The following is a 17,800-nucleotide window of genomic DNA, read 5'->3' as shown; positions in this document are numbered from 1 at the left end:
AGACTGTATCTTTTTCTAGTTATTCACCTTCTCATGGTGGTGCAGCAGCAGGTCAGACCAGCGATAGCGGGGTACATAGCCGAGTCTGTCGCGCGCGCATGAACCATTGAGCAATGACCAGTGGGGGGATGATTCCCCGACGACATACGGTACATGTGGAAACCAGCGTTGGAGAAGGTCATTGGTTGGTATCTCAGAGATGGTTTCGGCCGCGGTAATGAAGCAGGGGAGGTGGCCCTCGAAAGGCGTGGTCAGGGCCAGGAAGCAAGCATGAGCAACATCGCGCACCTCAACGTAGGACCAAAGAGAAGAGGCCCAGTTTTCGGGGGCAATGCGCGCGCTCTCGAACTTCTCGGATAGATCCGCTTCATCAACAATCGTAGAGATGCGCAGACTGGCTGCGCTGCCAGCTCCTCGCCGGCAGTAGGCGGCGGCAATCTCTTCACCATTGGCCTTAGACAAACCATAGGGGTCCTGTGGCAACAGAGGGTGAGCCTCATCGATGGGAAAATAGGCCGGCTCTGACCAGAGACGTTGGAATGGGAATCCCAGAGCGGATACACTTGAAGCATAGACGACGCGGCGAATCCCCAATCTGTCGGCCACCTCGAAAACGTTAAATGTGCCCAGGATGTTGTTGCTATAGACAACCTCTGCTGGAAATCCCCCTGGTGAAGGAATGGCTCCTAAATGAACGATAGCATCGGCCCCGGCCATGGCTTTTTGCACCTGATCGATATTGCATAAATCTAATTGGATCAATGGTACCGGAAGCGTGGCACAGGGACGCTTATCGATGCCTATCACCTTAAAACCCTTTGCCTGCAATAAAGCAACCACCGTTCTCCCGAGCCGCCCACTTGCGCCGGTAACGACAACATGCATGAAAACCTCCAGTTGAAAACAATGCATTTCCGTCAATTCTGAAGAGCTCTATTTTTTTGAAATATTTTTCACAACTTTTATTAATATAATTGGCTGAATATCTGCTGTCAAGGTGTATTTTTGCAAATTTATTGAAAAAAGTTGACAATTGCGCGCCTTCATGGTAAAAATGAAGCAAGTATTCTGCAGAATACGTTCAAGAAGTGTTCTGAGGGTGACCCCGTTTCATGAAAAAATTTGCAAAGCGAGAGAATATAGTGGTTTCTCTCTAACATGCAAGATCCTTTGTTCGTTTGCTTGTTTGTTGTTATTCCTGGCCTTTTACTCCTCGATACTATTTTGCATGATCATATGCATCAAAGGAGACCATAATGGAACAAGAGATGTTTCACACGAGAACGATGGGCCGTCGTAACTTCCTCAAAGGAACCACCGCTGTTGGTGCCGGTCTGATCGGACTGGGTAGCCTGATAGCAGCCTGTGATTCTGCCACGTCAGCGAGCAGCGGTCCAACCACCATTACCGTAACCGATATGCCGGCCGAGTCTGACAAAGCAAATCTGGCCGCCTTCAAACAACAGGTTCTGGCTTTCCAAAAGCAATTTCCTCAATACAAGATTGTCGGGCATAACTACTATTTTGACTCTAAAACCTACTATGCTCGTTTCGCTGGAGGCCAGGCGGAAAATGCCGTACGGGTCTACTACACCGAACCTCAATATATGATCAGCCATCACTTCGTTGCGGATATCACCGATCAGATAAAGAAATGGGAGCACTTCAAAGATCTTACGCCGGGGGCACTGAATGTGGTAACCGGACCTCAGGGGCATATTTATGGTTTCCCGATCGATGGTTATAAATTAGCGCTCGTCTACAATCGCAAGTTATTTCAGAAGGCGGGCCTTGATCCCGATAAGCCACCGCAGACCTGGGATGAATTTATGGGATACGCGAAACAGTTGACTGGCAAAGGCGTTTCAGGGTTTATGGAACTGACGACCAACAATCAGGGCGGCTGGCACTATACCAACTGGCTCTATACCGCGGGTGGCAAGGTTGAAGATATGGTCGATGGCAAGCTGAAATGCGTCGTCAACTCGCCCACCGGGGTAAAAACTCTGCAGATGTACAAAGATATGCGCTGGCGCGATAAATCGATCGGGGACAATGTGGTCGTTAGCGATACCTATCATCCGCTGGGCCAGGGGAAAGTCGCCATGGTGATTGGTGGCTCTGACGAACTGGCGAGCCTGATCAATGATTTCAAGCTTCCCCTGGATACCTTTGGCGTGGGGCCGATGCCTACCAATGGCGGCAACGGCTGTCTGGGAGGTGGCAACATCTGGATCTTCAATCCAAAGTGTACGCCAGAGCAGATAAATGGTGGCGTCGAATGGGTGAAATTCAAGTATTTTGACATGAAAAACTTTGAGGATGATCTTAAGACACAAAAATCGCAGGGAAAGGCGATCGGTTTCCCTGATAATGCTGCCTTTGGTGGTCAACTGCTCGAGCAGCGTATGGCGATCTTAAAGAAGTACGCCAATATTCCGGAAGAGATGACCCAGCCATATTATTCTGCCAAACAGGAAATCGTTCCCGAACCTGCGATCCAGAGCCAGACCTACTACGCTCTGATGGACCCCGTGGTGCAGAAAATGCTGAGCGATCCTAACGCCGATCCACAAAAGGAATTAGACACCGTAGCCCAGACGTTCCAGGATACTATTGATCAGGCAACCATGTAGCGACTGGTGATAGTTGGTCAGTGAGAGGGTAGGGACTCATCTCAGCAACAGAGTCCGGACCTCTCACTGCTTTCAATTTTGCGTGGTAGCCATTAGAGTGCCTATCGTTGCCTCTCCATTTATATTTTTACCTTGAGGATTGCTCACATGCAAAAAAGTCTCGATCGCCAGCAAGAACGTTATGCGGATCATCGGCAGGCGGAGCAAGCGGTTGTCAAGAGGAATAATGTTCCGGTGGGTAAAGTTATAAGGAAAAACCTGGTTGCCTATCTTTTCCTGTTGCCAGCGCTGCTGGGGTTTGCCCTTTTCTCTGTATACCCGATCATCAGCTCTTTTATCATCGGGTTTCAGTATTATGACATGGTCAACCCTCCCAGGTGGGTTGGCTTCTTCAACTTTGTCACCGTCCTGAGAAATCCGCTGTTGCTCATTTCCGTGGAGAATTGTTTTACATTTCTGCTCTGGGCTCTGATCCCTTTCCTGATTCCATTCTTCATGGCCATGATTGTCAACGAGTTGCCCCGTTGGGGTGGTTATCTGCGTTTTACCTACTACCTGCCGGCCATCCTGCCCCCGGTTGTCACTTTTTATCTCTGGAAGTGGATGTATGATCCCAGCGGAGCAGGTTTGATTAATGTCTTTCTGGCCTCCCTGCACCTGCCCACCCTGGCCTGGCTGGACTCGCCAACAACGGTAATCCCTTCAATGGCTTTTATTGGTATCTGGGGAGGCACGGGAAGTGGCATGCTTATCTACCTGGCGGCACTGCAGAATATCCCACCTCATCTCTACGATGCGGCCGAGATCGATGGAGCCAGTATCTGGCGCAAGTTCTGGCATATAACTCTGCCGCAGATGCGCATCATCCTCCTGCTCAACCTGATGTTTGCCATCATGGGGGCCTTCCAAACATTTGACGGACCATTTCTCCTGACCGGTGGTGGTCCGGTGAACTCCAGCGTCACCCCTGTCTTGCTGGTGTACAAATATGCATTTGAGCAGGGAAACTATGGCGCCGCCAATGCCCTATCGCTGATCCTGTTCGCGTTCTTGATGATTTTCTCCATTTTATATCTCTACCTGATGCGCCGCACAACCGGGTTGGGGAAATATTGATAGATATGTATATATCGATGGATAGCTTGCCATTCTCTCTCTCTCTATTGAGGGATGGGCAGAAGATAGGAGGAAGCTTCGTAATGAGTATAGCTCTACCGAACATAAAATCAAGTAATGCGGCACGCAAAAAGCCAAAGGATGACGCAGACAGCGGCCAGCGTACACTGATCTCGCCATTGGAACGACAGCACCTGGGGGTGCGCATCATTCTCAACCTTATCCTGATCATCCTGATCGCGATTTCTCTCTCATTTCTGGTGCCTCTCTGCTGGCTCTTTATCGGCGCGATCAAGTCGGCACCGGAATTATTACAGGTGCCACCAACCCTGCTTCCCAGGCATACTGATTGGAGCACCTATGGAGCGGCCTGGAGCGACATCAACTTTGGACTCTACTTCTTTAACACGCTGGTGATCACCGTGATTGGTTGGTTCATTCCAATGACCGTCAATATTTGCGCAGCCTATGCCTTGTCCAAATTGCGGCCAGCATTTGGTGGAACCATCATGGTCTTATTCTTAAGCACGATGACGATTCCGGGCGTCGTCTACATTATTCCCCAATATCTGAATATCGTTCATCTGGGGCTGGTCAATACCTGGTGGTCTCTCTGGTTACCGGGGGCCTTTAGCGCGTTTAATATCTTGATCTTGAAGGCTTTTTTCGATAGTATCCCCGATGAACTCAGCGACGCAGCGGTGCTTGATGGAGCCAACCCTTTACAGATTCTCTACCATATCATCCTGCCGCTGTCGCGTCCAGTCATCTCAGTGATTACCATCTTCTCAATTATTGGGAGCTGGCAGCAGTTCTTTGGTCCATACCTCTACATTATCGATGCGGCGAAATGGCCGATCGGGACCGCTCTTTATGTCAACCTGCGCGACACCAATAGTCTGCCAGCCAATGTTCAGTTTGCGGCCATGGCTATCGCTGTGATACCACCGCTCGTTTTCTACGGTATCTTCCAGAAACAGATCATCAAAGGGATCAACCTGTCGGGATTTATGAATGCTTAGAATGTTTCAGACTTGCGTCATGTTGGGGGCACGTGCGCGCCCCCACACGGGCGTCCACTACGCTTTGGTATGTTGGTGCAGCAGGGGTGCTTTCGCGCCCCTGCTGCACCAACATACCATGGACTTGTGAGCACCAGAGGTGCGAAAGCTCAGGCATGCTGCAAGTGATTCTCATGATCATCGCCTGCGGCCTGCATGGGTTTTCGCGCCTCCGGTGCCCAGCATTCCGTTGTGTATTCTTGCACGGGGTGCGCATCAGCGCGCCCCGTGCAAGAATACACAAAACCAGTGCGGCCGCGTAGTGGACGCGCGTGCGAGGGCGCGCACGCGCCCCAAACATGACAGAAGTCAGACACGATGTTAGATGATGAAACCGATTATGAGTTATCCCAAACTTTTGCTCAAAAAGTTCGGGATAACTCATAAGATAGGATTATAGACTTTTTTGCAGGCTATCGACCTGCGAGTATTTGTGCATGCCAAGGCTGGCGTAGAGTTGATGGGCACCTGTGGCGTTGTTGGCATCGACATCTAGCTGGATGCGTTTCATGCCGCGCTGATAGTATGCAACCAGGGCGGTACGCATGAGCAGGCTCGCGATACCACGCTTGCGCCAGGCACGGCGCATCGCGACCTGCCAGATGAAGCCCTCGCCGTTTTGGGGATAGACACGGCAGCTGATGGTCCCTACAATCTGACCATCGGCGACGGCTACATAGAGCATGGCCGGATCAAAGCTTGGCGTCTTCTCGAAGACCTTTTCATACCAGTCCTCATATGGCCGATACGGCTTGCCGTCGATATCTGGAAAAGCTTCGGCGATCACGTCATATACGGCGCCCTCCTCTTTTCCCGCTATAAATGGGCGGATCGTGATACCCGGTAGAGGTTGTGGCTGTGGTGGCTCTGTCTGTAAGACCACCTCCATGCGGTAGTCGCTGTTCTCGATGGTAAAGCCATGCTGGACAAAACGTGCGGTACTGGCCGGGGTAAAGCCCCAGGTATAGAGACGGCGTGGCAGCTTTTGGTCGGTCTCCAGCAAAGCGCGCGCGCGTTCCTCGGCGAACTGAATGAGGTAGCTGAACAGCGAAAGTTCAGTATAGTCCGGGTGAGCCTGTGTATGGACATCCAATAGCACGCCCCGGCCGGTATTGGCGACCGCTGTATATCCGATCAGTTTCCCATGGGCGGCGAAGATGGCGCAAGAGTTATGGGCCAGGTCCACGTGTTCTCCATCCCAAAGGTCATAGACATCGTCGATGGAATTGTCGCTGTGTCCGGTTTCGGCCTCTTCGACCAGGGCATAGAGATCGACAATCGCCTGGGCATCCTCTCGCCGGGCGGCGCGAACGGTCAGATCTGTTGGTAGGTTGATAGTGGTCATCAGGGATACTCCATTCTTTGGTGCATAGGAATCGATGGTTCATGTTGAAAAGTCTCACGAACGCTTCGCATGCTTATATTGGCGCATTCCTATGCATTCATAGTAGAGCTTGCTTAAAGAGGCGAATAGGGTCGGATACTGTATGAAACAGGCACATGCAGGCTTCTGGCGAATGTATAGGAGTATGCGCCCACGGCCTGATGGCTGTTGTTGCTATGCGAAGTGGGTCAGGTTATAGAGTTGCGATGGGAACGATGGATTGTGCGCCTGACCTGAAAAAGGGCATAGTGAGGCTATGGGCGATCAGGCGCTGTCCGGGTGCAAAGATGCACAGACGGCAGCCACAGCGGGCAAACAGATGTTTGTCTTTCGCCTTAGCCATCGTTAATTGCAGCCCTTTCCTATTGAAGAAGGAAGTGAAGTGGTAAAAATGGACACTATGATCGGTGCCCATCAACAAGAGTACCATAAGATATAAGTTTACGTCAAGCTACGGACCAGGGCTGGCTGGGATAGCAGGTGTTCCGCCATCGCCAGGTCGATAGCGGCATGGCATTCACGGAAAATCTGATAGCTCTCTTCGATATAGTGCAGACCGCGATGGTGAAGAGGCGTATCGGACGTATCATTTCCCAGAGCAAGTGTAGCGGGAGCGACGTTTTGATCCTGTTCAAGCAGTAGCGCTCCATAGCAGACCAGGGTACGCGCATAATCAAGGCGCAAACCATGTTCCTGACAGATGTGTAGCGCTTGCCGGAAATAAGCTACGGCCTGTTCTGGCTGTTTCTGCGCATGCATGATACGGCCCAGGAGCCGATATGCCCTCTCGACAATGCGCATGGTTTCATAATCCTGGGCATCCTTGAGCGTCTGCAGCGCGACCTCGTGGGCGCTCTGTAAATCCCCTTGCAAGAAATACACCATGGCCAGCGAGTGTTTGGCGTCGATAATGTTTTCAGCCTCCATCCCCTCAAGGGTAATCGAGCGCTGTAAGGTTTTGCTGGCCCGGGCGAGCAATTGTGCCTGGTAGCGATTGCGTACCACGTCATCGGGATAATAGCGGGTCGCGATCGCCTGCGTAATCCTGAGGTCGGCCAATCCCAGCAGTGCATAGCGGATACAGCGCGTACTCTTGATGGCGCGGCTGATAGAGATGGCGCGGCGAATGCTATTGGTTGCCTCCTCAAGATTGCCCATATCGGCCTGTATGGCGGTCAGCGCGATATAGCTCCAGCTCAGACGTTCACGATCATTGATGAGCTCGCCCAGTTCCAGGCTGCGTTTGAACCAGCCCTCCGCCTCCCGTAAGGAGCCCGATCTCTGGGCTACATCGCCCAGGTTATGGGTGATAAAGGTCATGTTGGGTATATCGCCGCTACGCTCGGCCAACTCTAATGCGCGCTGCATATAGCGACGCGCCTCATCGTGCGCTCCCTTAACGATATTGACGGCTCCCAGATTGCCGCACACCCGAACCATTTCCGAGACCAGCTCGCTCTGTTCGTAGATTGTCAGCGCGACATCCAGGTGTTCCAGAGCGCTATTTACTTCACCCAGGCTGACCGCCACGATCCCGAGCCTTTCATGCGCATAGCCAATCTCCAGTGGATCGCCAGTGAGTGCTCGCTCAATGCGGGTAAGCGAAAGATCATGGACGCGCCTGGTCTGTACTCCCGGTTCGCGCATGATATCCATTCTCTGATACGGAAGATGCGGAGTCTGTACAACCTCTTCGAGCATAGTCAGGGCTTCCTGTAAATAGCGCCGGGCTTGCGTATAGTCGCCTTCCAGGCGGAAGAGGGCGCCATATTGCAGATGGAGGCAGGCCCAGGCCGCTCCACTGGTGATACCCGCCTGCACCATGGCCGCCTTACCCCGTTCATAGCAGCGATACGCTGGTTCGTATTCGCTGGTATAGGTCCAGGTATTGCCGATTTCGCGCCAGAGCATAGCCTGAATCTGCGCCTCTTTCTTCCTGAGCTCTTCAACTTCTTCCAGAGAGATGGCTAGTTCCATTGAAAGGTAGCGTTCAAAGCGTGCGCAGGTGCGCAGGTGCAAAATATACTCGTAGACCTGACGTCCATCAGCGAACGATCCCAGGATGATGCTGCATTCAGCGATACGCTCCAAAATACGGCAGAGGTGCAGAGGATCATGAAATGGGAGCTGCTCGCAATCCCTGGCGATGATGTGCTGGATATAGTGGTGGGCATTGATCTGGTTGGCGGCCGTGAACTCATTGCCGCTGAGTGCTTGAAAGACCAGGATATAATATTGCTGTGCTTCCGTATAGGCTGCCAACCCATAGGCCTGATTCGCCGAAATCTCCGCGTAGTAGGCCAGGGTTTCACGGTCTCCGCCCCCTTTGCTCAGGTGATAGACGATGGTGGTGGCGGCCTTCTCCGGTTGACTGCTAGAGGTGGCGATCAGCGTTTCGGCCGCCCTGCGATGGAGCTGGGCCCGGCGTGCCGCCGAGAGCCGGCTATACAGGTGGCTAATAATCAGTGGATGCCAGAAGTGGTAGGCAATGTTCGCGCCCGCCCCCTCTTCGATTAGCAGGCCAGCATTCAACGCCTCGTCGAGCAGGTCCAGGACCGTATCCTCGGCGGCGTCGCCTGCCATGGGAACGAGCTGACGCAGTTCAAACGAGCCACCGATAACGGCAGCTTTACCGAGGAGTTGCTGGCAGCCCTGGCTGAGTCTGCCCAGGCGCCGTTCCAGCACGGCCGCGATCGCCTCTGGCAGCGAGATCGAGGCTGGCTGATGTTCAGGTTCTGGTTGGGTTGCCCCTCCGTTCATCTTCTGGTGCGTGCTATAGCTGCCGAAAGACTGTCCGGCTGGCGGCGTCGCATCTAGGGTTGTCAGCGCGCCTAGCTTGCTGGCATCGCTCTGCTCATTAGCTGATATATCTACATAGCGTGCCAGCTCCTCCGCAAAAAATGGATTGCCCGCCGCCTGCGATTGAATGCTCTCTACCAAATTTTGTGGCAGGTGGGCAACCAGCGTCCCAATCTGGGTAGAGGTAAGCGGCAGGACCGGAACCACGACTACGGCCTGCTCACGCTGCAGGTCCGCGATCAATGTGCGCAGCTTATGCTGGGGAGCTAGCTCTCCCTCGCGGCAGGTACCGATTAACAGGACGGACTGTTCTTGCAGGTGATGGATCAGGTAGGTCAAAAGATCGATGCTGCTATCATCCGCCCAATGGAGGTCGTCGAGCACCAGCAGCAACGGATGCTGCTTGCTAAAGGTTTCGATCAGTCCGAGCACGGCTTCCCATAGGTGTAGCCGTTCCTGTTCTAGCGAGATCGGAATCGCTGATTTTCCGGTGCCTGGCTGCAAAATTTGCAGATCAGGCAAGAGCGTACCCAGACGTTCCAGCTTTAGTGGGGAAGCAGCCAGCTCGCGCAGCATCATATCGGTGGTAACATCTTGTTTCCGATTGGTTATATCAGCAAGTATCGATGTGCTCTTGCAAAGGGTGCGCAATAGATCGGTCCAGGGATGATAGGGGATCGTGCTCTCCTGCTCGTAGGATCGGCTCCAGGCGACCGTCCAGCCATGTTGATATGCTTCAAGGCTCAGCTCTTCAGCCAGGCGTGTTTTCCCGATCCCGGGTTCACCGCGTAGCAAGACAAAATGGGTATGACGGGGCCGTGACGCTGACGATGGTGGGAATTGCGATTGCCGGGTACCGGGCGGCAGCAGAGGGTGATCCTTACTTGTGGAGGTCGCCGGTCGCGCAGCCTTTTTTTCCAGCGAGCGCATAACCTGCCGTAGCGTCTGAATTTCTCGCTCGCGGCCGATCAAGCGACTCTGATAGTGCCTGCCCAGCTGGAAGAGAGGGCGCGTGAACGTGAGATCAAGCGGTTGAATCTCTTCCAATGGTTCTGTTATCGGTGCGCTCTCTGTTTTCTGTGTGTATAACGCGGGCACGTGTCCATTGCGGAGCTTCTCATAAAGCTCAATCGTTTCGGGCAGGGGCTCACTCTCATAGTCGCGCTCCAGCATCTCCTGATGGCGTTTGTACACCTGTAGCGCTTCACCGCGGCGATCGCGCTGTGTTAAGAGCATCATCAGATGCTGAAGAGCGGTCTCATTGGTGGGATCCGCGGTGCGCAGTCGGTCCAGGGTCTCAATGGCGCTGGCGTACTCCTCATTTTCCGCCTGGCTCTGAGCCAGGTTGAGCAGCAACCCCACCCATGCCCGCTGGAGCGCATCGCGGCGCTGGCCTGCCCATTCCGAGTATAACTCCTCTAACAGGTAGCTGCCTCGATACAGATTTGCCGCCTCCTCCTGCAACTGCCTCGTGCGTACCGGATCTGTAGAGGTATCCGCTTCCTTAATAAGGTTCTCGAAGGCTTCCGCATCGACCCAGATCTGCTGGTGACCGGCCAGTTCAAGTACATCGCGCTCCAGCTTGAGCAGGCGCGAGGCCGCGGGTCGGGTCAGGTCTGGTTCGAGCATCTGCCGCAGTTCGTGAACCGCGCCATTGAGGCGATTGGCGGCGATATCGATCTCCAGGTCGGGCCAGAGCTGATCCATAACCTGCTCACGGCTCAAACGCCGATTAGGACTGCTCAATAGACAGCCAAGCAGTGAACGGGCGCGCCGCCGATGCCAGAGTCGACCATCGATAGGCTGCCAGGTACCCTGTTCCATTTTTCGTTCAATCCTGAACTGGCCCAGAACATACACGCGCAAAAGAGGCCCGGATGGAGAAGAAGCTGTAGAGGGAGTAGTGGTGACTAGCTGTTCCTGTTTTACCGCCTCGGGGAGATTCGTCCCAATATACTTACTGACGGTACGGCCATTCACGCTCCAATAGGCATACCAATATGGTCCGTGCCCTGAGCCTTCCTTGCATTTACGGCAACGTTCTTTTCCGCAGCGTGTAAATTGCTGGCGATAGGTGACTTTTCCGTTCATCTTACTTCCCTATCTGCCTATTGAGACAAATTGTAGCTGTGAAGAGGTCAATAATAACCTTCTATAGCTGAATAATGTCACATGTGTAGTATTAATGTCTATTATAACCTAGTTAATGGCGGCCCCACAATAGCCTAGCCTATATGTTATAAATTATGTGCATTCAGGTTAGTACTTTTTCTTTAATGTGCCAAACTTGCGTTGTATGGGAGCGTTTGCACGCTTCACACAAGCGGCTGCACCTGTTCTAATGGGTTGGTGCAATATAACGGGTGACCGCAGCTGCGGTCACCCGTTATATTGCACCAACCCATTAGAACAAACTTATAGCTTTTTTGCACACAGTCAGGCTGTTGGAATATCATTTCTGCTGAGGGGGCTATAAATTTCGAGGATATGTCCATCTGGATCGCTGAAATGGGCCGTGCGGGCCTGCCAGGCCGGACGATCCTGAGGTCTGGAGATCGCATTGGCACCGCGTTGGAGCAGTTCCGCATAGGTTGCATCTACATCTTCCACCTTGAAATTGAGTACCGATTGCTGTTCTCCAGATGTTTGTCCCGTGGTTACTGCTCCAATCGAGTTCATAAACTCGTCTCTCTTGAACAGTTCCAGCCCCGTTCCATCGAGCTCAAAATAAGCGTAGCCCATGGTCTCGTCACTGTATGTTAAAGTGAGACCGACGATATCGCGCCAGAACTTGAGCGAGGCCGCAAAGTTATTGATCAACAAACGGACACAGATAAGTTTCATCGCTTGCTCCTTTTTTCGTACATACTGCTCTGCTGAGAAGTTTGCTGTTCAGCCAGGATCAGTCTGGGGTGGCTGTAAACGTACTTCTCCTCTGTTTCTGGTACAGCATAGCAGGAGTAAAGGTAACAATCGGTCCTGAATTGTCTAAAAAGAATGTAGCTATACCTTTGGCTTGCGGCCCTTGAGCAAGATAAAGTCCATAGATAAACTTTTCAGACGGCCATCTGCTTCTCTGGTCACTTCAAAATAGTGCTGTATAGCAGGAGTGCTGCTCAGGATATATTCTTCAAGCTTCTGTTTCTCTTCGTCTGACATTTGAGAGCGGGCCGTCCAATCCTGATACTGGTGTGTACGGCGGAAGATCTCCTGGCGCTCGACCAGGAGTCCGGCACCCTCGAAGAAGGCATTCCACTCAAGACGATTATAGGAGCGACCATGGGAATTGTCACGCCATTTTTCAATCGTATTATCAAAAATATCCAGTTGGGGATCGGTGGGCGCGCAGCTATCGATGAGGAGAAAAAGGCCACCGGGTGTGAGGACACGCGCAACTTCGCTGATCGCCTGAGTGACATTGGGGAAATGATGGGGTGCGATACGGCAGGTAGCGCGTTCAAAGCTCGCATCCTCAAACGGTAAATGCTCGGCATCGGCGATCTGGAAGTGGGCATTTGTCACCCCCTGCTCCAGCAGAAAAGTCTGAGCCTGCTGTAGCATAGCGGGGGTCAGATCAGTGACCGTAATCTTCGCCACATGGGGAGCCACCACGAGCGCTGTATGCCCACCACCGGTGGCGAGATCGATGGCGCGGAGCGATGGTTCCCACTCTCCCAGAGCGACCAGGCGCTGCAAGTCACTACCAGTCCGGTGTGAGGTGCTGGTAACATAATTGGCCGCCGTTCGACTAAAATAAGCCTGAACCTGGGCTTTCTTTTGTTCATTGCTTTCATCAGATGAATTGGTTGGCATAAGAAACAGCTTTCTTTGCAAAATTGATCGAGATTTGAAACACAACCATTAAAGCTATTATAGTATATTCTTTCGTTGTTTGTTCCATTGAGAGAAGGATAACATATCGGAGGGGCATGTAGCGCCCTTTCAAGTGCCGCCTGACGGCGGCACAAGGAGAGAGTAAATCAGGGGACACCCCTGAAACCCCGCCAGGGGCGGCAGCCCCTGGACCCCGCTCCCAACATGTACCAACATACAATGGACGCATGTCATATTGTAAGAAAGAGCCAAAAAGTGATATAGTCTCCAGAAGGGGGACCATGCGGCAGGCATAGAAGGAATATATGCCTGACCACCTGCACCTCATGGCACAGATAGTGGTTTTTTTCAGGCTCGCGTTATGAGCAACGTAACTATCCACCTCTTCAGGATCAGACGACCGCATTGATTCCAGGACGTCTATAACCGGAATTGCTACAACCGGCGAGAATGTTATTTTGTGCAGGAAGAATAGAAGTGTCCGCAGGGGGCCGATAGATAGATTGATAAATTATGCCAAAGCTCGAAGGTTCTGTTGAGAATATCGTTTTTCGCAATGAAGATAATCAGTATACGGTGGCGCGCTTTCGCTTGAACGATCGTGGGCGCCTGTTTCGAGATGATCTAACCACCATCGTAGGGCTTTTGCCCGGTATTCATCCAGGAGAATTGCTATCGGTAGAGGGTGAGTGGGAGAGCGATCCACGCTACGGTCGGCAACTGCGTGTCGTCAGTTTTGTGCAGCGTCTACCGGCTTCCACCGAGGGGATGGTACGCTATTTAAGCTCGGGCCTGATCAAGGGCATTGGACCGAAGAAGGCTCAGGCCATTGTTGACCATTTTGGAGAGCAGACGCTGGCCATTATCGAGCAGCAGCCAGAACTGCTCACACAGGTCAAGGGGATCAGTGCCAAAGACTGCGAGCGGATCGAAAAGGCCTGGTTGGAACAGGAAGACATTAAAGAGCTACACCTCTTTTTGCAGTCTCACGATGTCTCCATGAACGTGGCCACCCGCATCTACAAGGAGTACGGTCGCGAGTCGATCAGGGTCGTGCGCGAAAATCCTTATAAGTTGGCGGAAGAGGTACATGGCATCGGTTTTCGCACCGCTGATGATATCGCGGTTAAGCTTGGGCTGCCAGCGGATGGGATCCCGCGCCTGGCGACCGGTTTGAAATACGTGCTGACACAGGCAGCCAATGATGACGGGCATTGCTACTTGCTGGAAAATGATCTGATTCAGCGCGCGTCACAGATCCTGCAGGTCCCCACAGAAACATTGCAGGCCGCGATGGAGCAACTGCGCTTGGAGCGGGATATATTTGTCGAGACCGCACCCGTGCTAGCGACGACAACTACAGCCACTATAGAGAAGGCCAACAACCATACGGTAGCCGAAGAACCTGCCAGCTATGAACCAGCAAGCGCCCAGGCCGCCATAGCTGAAGCGCAGTCGCGCATCTACTATGGACCCTTCTGGTACGCGGAGAACGGTTCGACGCGCTTATTGCGCATCCTGCGCGGCGCCCCGAGCTGCCTGCCACCGACCACAGCGCGCCAGTGGGAGCTCGTCTTTGAGCGCCTCAAGCAGCAGCGCCATATGGAGCTGACGGAAAAGCAGCGCGAAGCGGTCCAGGTGGGCTATCAGCAAAAGGTTTCTATCCTGACGGGCGGACCGGGTACCGGAAAATCTACCTCCCTGCGTGCCCTGCTGATGCTGCTGCGCACGCGCAAGGTGGACGTGGCCCTGGCCGCGCCTACCGGTCGGGCGGCCAAGCGGCTGACCGAAGCCACTGGTGTTCAAGCCAAAACGCTGCACCGCCTGCTTGAATATGCGCCTCACGACAACAGCTATCAGCGCAACGAGGACAATCCCCTGCCACACCAGTTTGTCATCGTGGACGAGTTCTCGATGGTCGATATCCTGCTGTTCTACCACCTGCTCAAGGCCCTGCCACGTACCTCTCACCTGCTACTTGTGGGAGATGCAGACCAGTTGCCCTCGGTGGGACCCGGCAACGTCCTGCGCGATCTTTTGCGTTCAGAAGCGATCCCGGCGGTGCGCCTGACCGAACTGTTCCGCCAGGCTCAGCAGAGCAAGATCGTGGTCACCGCGCACCAGATCAATAGCGGCATCGTCCCCAGTCCGCGCATCGAGGCCAAAAGCGACTTCTTTTTTATGCGCGAAGACGATCCATTTCGGGCCCAACAACTGGTGCTGGACCTGGTCCAGCGCCGGCTTCCGGCCAGGTATCACTTTAATCCTATCGCTGACATTCAGGTGCTGGCGCCCATGTACAAAGGTGCGGTAGGGGTGAAGCTCCTCAATGAACGCCTGCAGGCCCAGCTTAATCCGAACGCGCCGGCTCAGGTAGAATGGGGAGATCGCCTGTTGCGCGTTGGCGACAAGGTCATGCAAATCAGAAACAACTATGACAAAGGGGTGTTTAACGGGGACGTTGGCTTTATCCGGCGCATCGATCGCGAGAATCTACTGGCCAAAGTAGAGTTCGCTGAGGAGGCCGGTCCCTTGCTGGTCGAGTATGAGTTTCATGAACTGGATGAATTGCTGCTGGCCTACGCGGTGACGGTGCATAAAAGTCAGGGAAGTGAATATCCCGCCGTCGTGTTGCCGCTGGTGCGTGAGCATCATATGCTGTTGCAGCGCAACCTTCTCTATACGGCGATCACGCGTGCCAAACGCTTTTGTGTCATTGTCGGTCAGCCGGCCGCCCTTGAGTACGCCGTGCGTAATGATCGCGTCGCCTTGCGTAACACGGGCCTCGCCGAACGCCTGCTCGAAAAGGTATACGCTGACGCGCCCCCTCCTTTTTAAGAATAGATAATGCATGGTGAGTGGGAATAAGCATGGTATGGATTGTGTTTTCATTTAAAAGATGGAACATCGGGCATTCAACTATCGTATTTTATGGATAGAACATGTATGCTCATAAAAGCATGCTATAATTGGTGGATGGAGTAGGGCGCAGATCATTGGGCCCTTTGATACTATACCCCTCCAAAGAGGAGAAGTTATGAACCGTCAAGAAGCAATTGACTTTCTATTAGATCACTATGAGAATCCTCGCAATCAAGGCGAAATTGAGCATCCAGATGTTAATTTGAATGGTGGCAATCCTGGCTGTGCCGACGTGATTACCATGCAGGCCAGCTTTGGTGAAGACGGCAAGCTCAAAGAGATCGCCTGGGATGGTACCGGATGTACCATTAGCCGCGCCGCCGCCTCATATGTGACCGAGATGGTGCAGGGGATGAGCGCCGAGGAGATCGAAAATATTACATTCGAAGACCTGATGGACCAGCTGGGCCGCGAGGTCGTCATGACCCGGCCTACGTGCGCAACCCTGGCTCTGGGCACTTTGAAAAAGGGTGTGCACGAATTCGATATGCGCCAGCGCGCCGATAAGGCCAACTACGACCATCATCAGCACTAACAGTAGATGTCAAAAGTGATATAGATCGCGCCAGTGGGCCAGAATTGTCAGGGCTCGCTGGTGCAATTTTTTGTGTTCGGGATCATTGAGCCAGCGACTCACGCCCGAGGGATGGGGAAGGGGCAGGTAGAGCGTCCCATTGTCTTCAATATATGAGCCGATACATTCTTCCAGTCGGACCTTGCCGCAGAACGCTTCAATGGCCATTGTACCCACCAGCAGCACCACTTTGGGACGCAGCAAGCGTAGTTCGGCATTGAGATAGGGGCGGCACAGAGCCATTTCGGCTGGCGAGGGTTTGCGATCGCCGTGCCCACTTTTATGGCGGCCGGGATCACAGCGTGTGAGGGAACTGAGATAGGTATGATCATGCAGATAGCCAGGTGGAAAACCCGCAGCCTCCAACCACGATTGTAGTACGCGACCACCTGGACCACTGAACGGCCGGTTCTGTGCCACCGAACGATGGCCGGGTGCCTGTCCAATGACCAGAATACGATCGGTGCCGCGTCCGCTCACGATTGGATGGGCTACGGGAATATATCCATGTTCCTGACAGAGCCGGCAACTCCGGATCTGCTGCTGGAGTTCAGCCAGGGCCTCCGCTGTCTCCTTAGTTGCGTGCTGCTTCTCCAACATTTTTCGAGTGCTGCTCTTCTATCAAACTAGGTTCATGAAACAGACGAGCCAGGTGCCGATACTGACCGCCATAATACAGTAAAGGCTCCTCGTCTTTATGAATACCGTGACCATTGGTTGCTGGCTGGCTGTCGGGCGCAGGTTGAACATTTCCGTGCTCATCAACAAACCCCATCTGCTGTGGGGTTCCCATCGCCACCACCTGTCCGAGGAAAATGACATGATCGCCACCCGGGTATTCCGCGACGATTCGCGCGTCGATAAAAGCCAGCACATCTTTAATAATGGGCGCCCCGGTGGCCACGGTATAGTGGGGAGCATTGCAGAAATGTTCAAAGCGTTCGGGGCTATTGGTCGCAAAGCCACGCGACCACTGCTCTTGATGTTTTGTCAGCATGTTAACCGCGAAGATCTTGCTTTCACGCAGAAACGGTAGCGTGCTGCTATTATTATCAATACAAATGAGAACCAATGGTGGATTTAAAGAAACCGAACAAAATGAATTGACAGTCAGGCCTGCAAGGACATCATTACTGCTCGTCGTGACAACCGTCACACCGGTAGCAAAGCGCCCCATTACCTGCCTGAAAAGTTCTTTTTCGATAGCCATGATAATTCCTTCAGATGGAAGATAGAAAAACGTAGGAACGCCATTGGCTCCGCGTTGAACGCAGTGGTTGGTTCCATCCCCCTGCATCTCAATCACCATAAATAGAGAAGTTGTATTGTGCCAGGGCGACTACTCTTTAGTTAAGAGTATCACGCGCACGCAACCACTTGTCAACTGACCTTCCGTACAGGATTACAGGCCTGAAATGGTACTGTTGGCTATCTGTATGCGTTGTGCACCTGCTCTGAAAGAAGGGCATCCCTC

Annotated in this window: 12 protein-coding genes; 5 read left to right on the top strand and 7 right to left on the bottom strand. The window is 53.0% G+C overall.

All coding sequences use genetic code 11. The features are described from left to right. Nucleotides 1–15: 15 nt before the first annotated feature. On the bottom strand, nucleotides 16–885 hold the full coding sequence (locus KTT_RS01480; protein ID WP_160145573.1) for an NAD-dependent epimerase/dehydratase family protein: 870 nt from the start codon (nucleotides 883–885) through the stop codon (nucleotides 16–18). Between the two features lie 371 nt (nucleotides 886–1,256). On the opposite strand from KTT_RS01480, the gene KTT_RS01475 reads away from it, so the two are divergent. The 3 genes from KTT_RS01475 (at nucleotide 1,257) to KTT_RS01465 (ending at nucleotide 4,774) form a co-directional block, all read left to right on the top strand. Next, nucleotides 1,257–2,636: an ABC transporter substrate-binding protein gene (locus KTT_RS01475; RefSeq protein ID WP_126594297.1), complete on the top strand. Its 1,380-nt coding sequence runs from the start codon at nucleotides 1,257–1,259 to the stop codon at nucleotides 2,634–2,636. A 147-nt stretch (nucleotides 2,637–2,783) separates the two neighbouring features. Continuing rightward, the gene (locus tag KTT_RS01470; protein ID WP_126594296.1) at nucleotides 2,784–3,752 is read left to right on the top strand and encodes a carbohydrate ABC transporter permease; all 969 of its coding nucleotides are present in this window, start codon (nucleotides 2,784–2,786) and stop codon (nucleotides 3,750–3,752) included. An 83-nt stretch (nucleotides 3,753–3,835) separates the two neighbouring features. Beyond that, the gene (locus tag KTT_RS01465) at nucleotides 3,836–4,774 is read left to right on the top strand and encodes a carbohydrate ABC transporter permease (protein ID WP_160145572.1); all 939 of its coding nucleotides are present in this window, start codon (nucleotides 3,836–3,838) and stop codon (nucleotides 4,772–4,774) included. Nucleotides 4,775–5,207: 433 nt separating this feature from the next. On the opposite strand, the gene KTT_RS01460 is transcribed toward KTT_RS01465, so the two are convergent. From KTT_RS01460 to KTT_RS01445, 4 genes are all read right to left on the bottom strand, one after another. Continuing rightward, nucleotides 5,208–6,158, bottom strand: a complete 951-nt coding sequence (locus tag KTT_RS01460; protein ID WP_126594294.1) for a GNAT family N-acetyltransferase — start codon at nucleotides 6,156–6,158, stop codon at nucleotides 5,208–5,210. A gap of 480 nt (nucleotides 6,159–6,638) precedes the next feature. Then, nucleotides 6,639–11,087 carry a DUF6788 family protein gene (locus KTT_RS01455; protein ID WP_126594293.1) on the bottom strand — a complete coding sequence of 1,483 codons (4,449 nt, stop codon included), beginning with the start codon at nucleotides 11,085–11,087 and terminating at the stop codon, nucleotides 6,639–6,641. Between the two features lie 345 nt (nucleotides 11,088–11,432). Continuing rightward, nucleotides 11,433–11,840 carry a VOC family protein gene (locus KTT_RS01450; RefSeq protein WP_126594292.1) on the bottom strand — a complete coding sequence of 136 codons (408 nt, stop codon included), beginning with the start codon at nucleotides 11,838–11,840 and terminating at the stop codon, nucleotides 11,433–11,435. 159 nt (nucleotides 11,841–11,999) lie between these two features. After that, nucleotides 12,000–12,809 carry a class I SAM-dependent methyltransferase gene (locus KTT_RS01445; protein WP_126594291.1) on the bottom strand — a complete coding sequence of 270 codons (810 nt, stop codon included), beginning with the start codon at nucleotides 12,807–12,809 and terminating at the stop codon, nucleotides 12,000–12,002. A gap of 534 nt (nucleotides 12,810–13,343) precedes the next feature. On the opposite strand from KTT_RS01445, the gene recD2 reads away from it, so the two are divergent. Together recD2 and KTT_RS01435 are read left to right on the top strand one after the other, a co-directional pair. Then, nucleotides 13,344–15,668: an SF1B family DNA helicase RecD2 gene (recD2, locus tag KTT_RS01440; protein ID WP_126594290.1), complete on the top strand. Its 2,325-nt coding sequence runs from the start codon at nucleotides 13,344–13,346 to the stop codon at nucleotides 15,666–15,668. A 199-nt stretch (nucleotides 15,669–15,867) separates the two neighbouring features. Continuing rightward, entirely contained in the window at nucleotides 15,868–16,287 is a 420-nt protein-coding gene (locus KTT_RS01435) for an iron-sulfur cluster assembly scaffold protein (protein ID WP_126594289.1), read from the top strand. A gap of 9 nt (nucleotides 16,288–16,296) precedes the next feature. Here the strand turns inward: KTT_RS01435 and KTT_RS01430 are convergent, their stop codons facing one another. Beyond that, nucleotides 16,297–16,926 (bottom strand): uracil-DNA glycosylase family protein, encoded by a 630-nt coding sequence (locus tag KTT_RS01430; protein WP_126594288.1) that lies wholly within the window; start codon nucleotides 16,924–16,926, stop codon nucleotides 16,297–16,299. Next, nucleotides 16,901–17,536 carry a flavin reductase family protein gene (locus KTT_RS01425; RefSeq protein ID WP_160145571.1) on the bottom strand — a complete coding sequence of 212 codons (636 nt, stop codon included), beginning with the start codon at nucleotides 17,534–17,536 and terminating at the stop codon, nucleotides 16,901–16,903. The genes KTT_RS01430 and KTT_RS01425 overlap by 26 nt, the downstream gene beginning before the upstream one ends. Nucleotides 17,537–17,800 lie beyond the last annotated feature (264 nt).

The sequence above is a fragment of the Dictyobacter aurantiacus genome, from assembly GCF_003967515.1.
In the GTDB taxonomy this organism is placed as follows: Bacteria; Chloroflexota; Ktedonobacteria; order Ktedonobacterales; family Ktedonobacteraceae; genus Dictyobacter; species Dictyobacter aurantiacus.
This window is presented reverse-complemented; position numbering and strand designations above follow the sequence as displayed.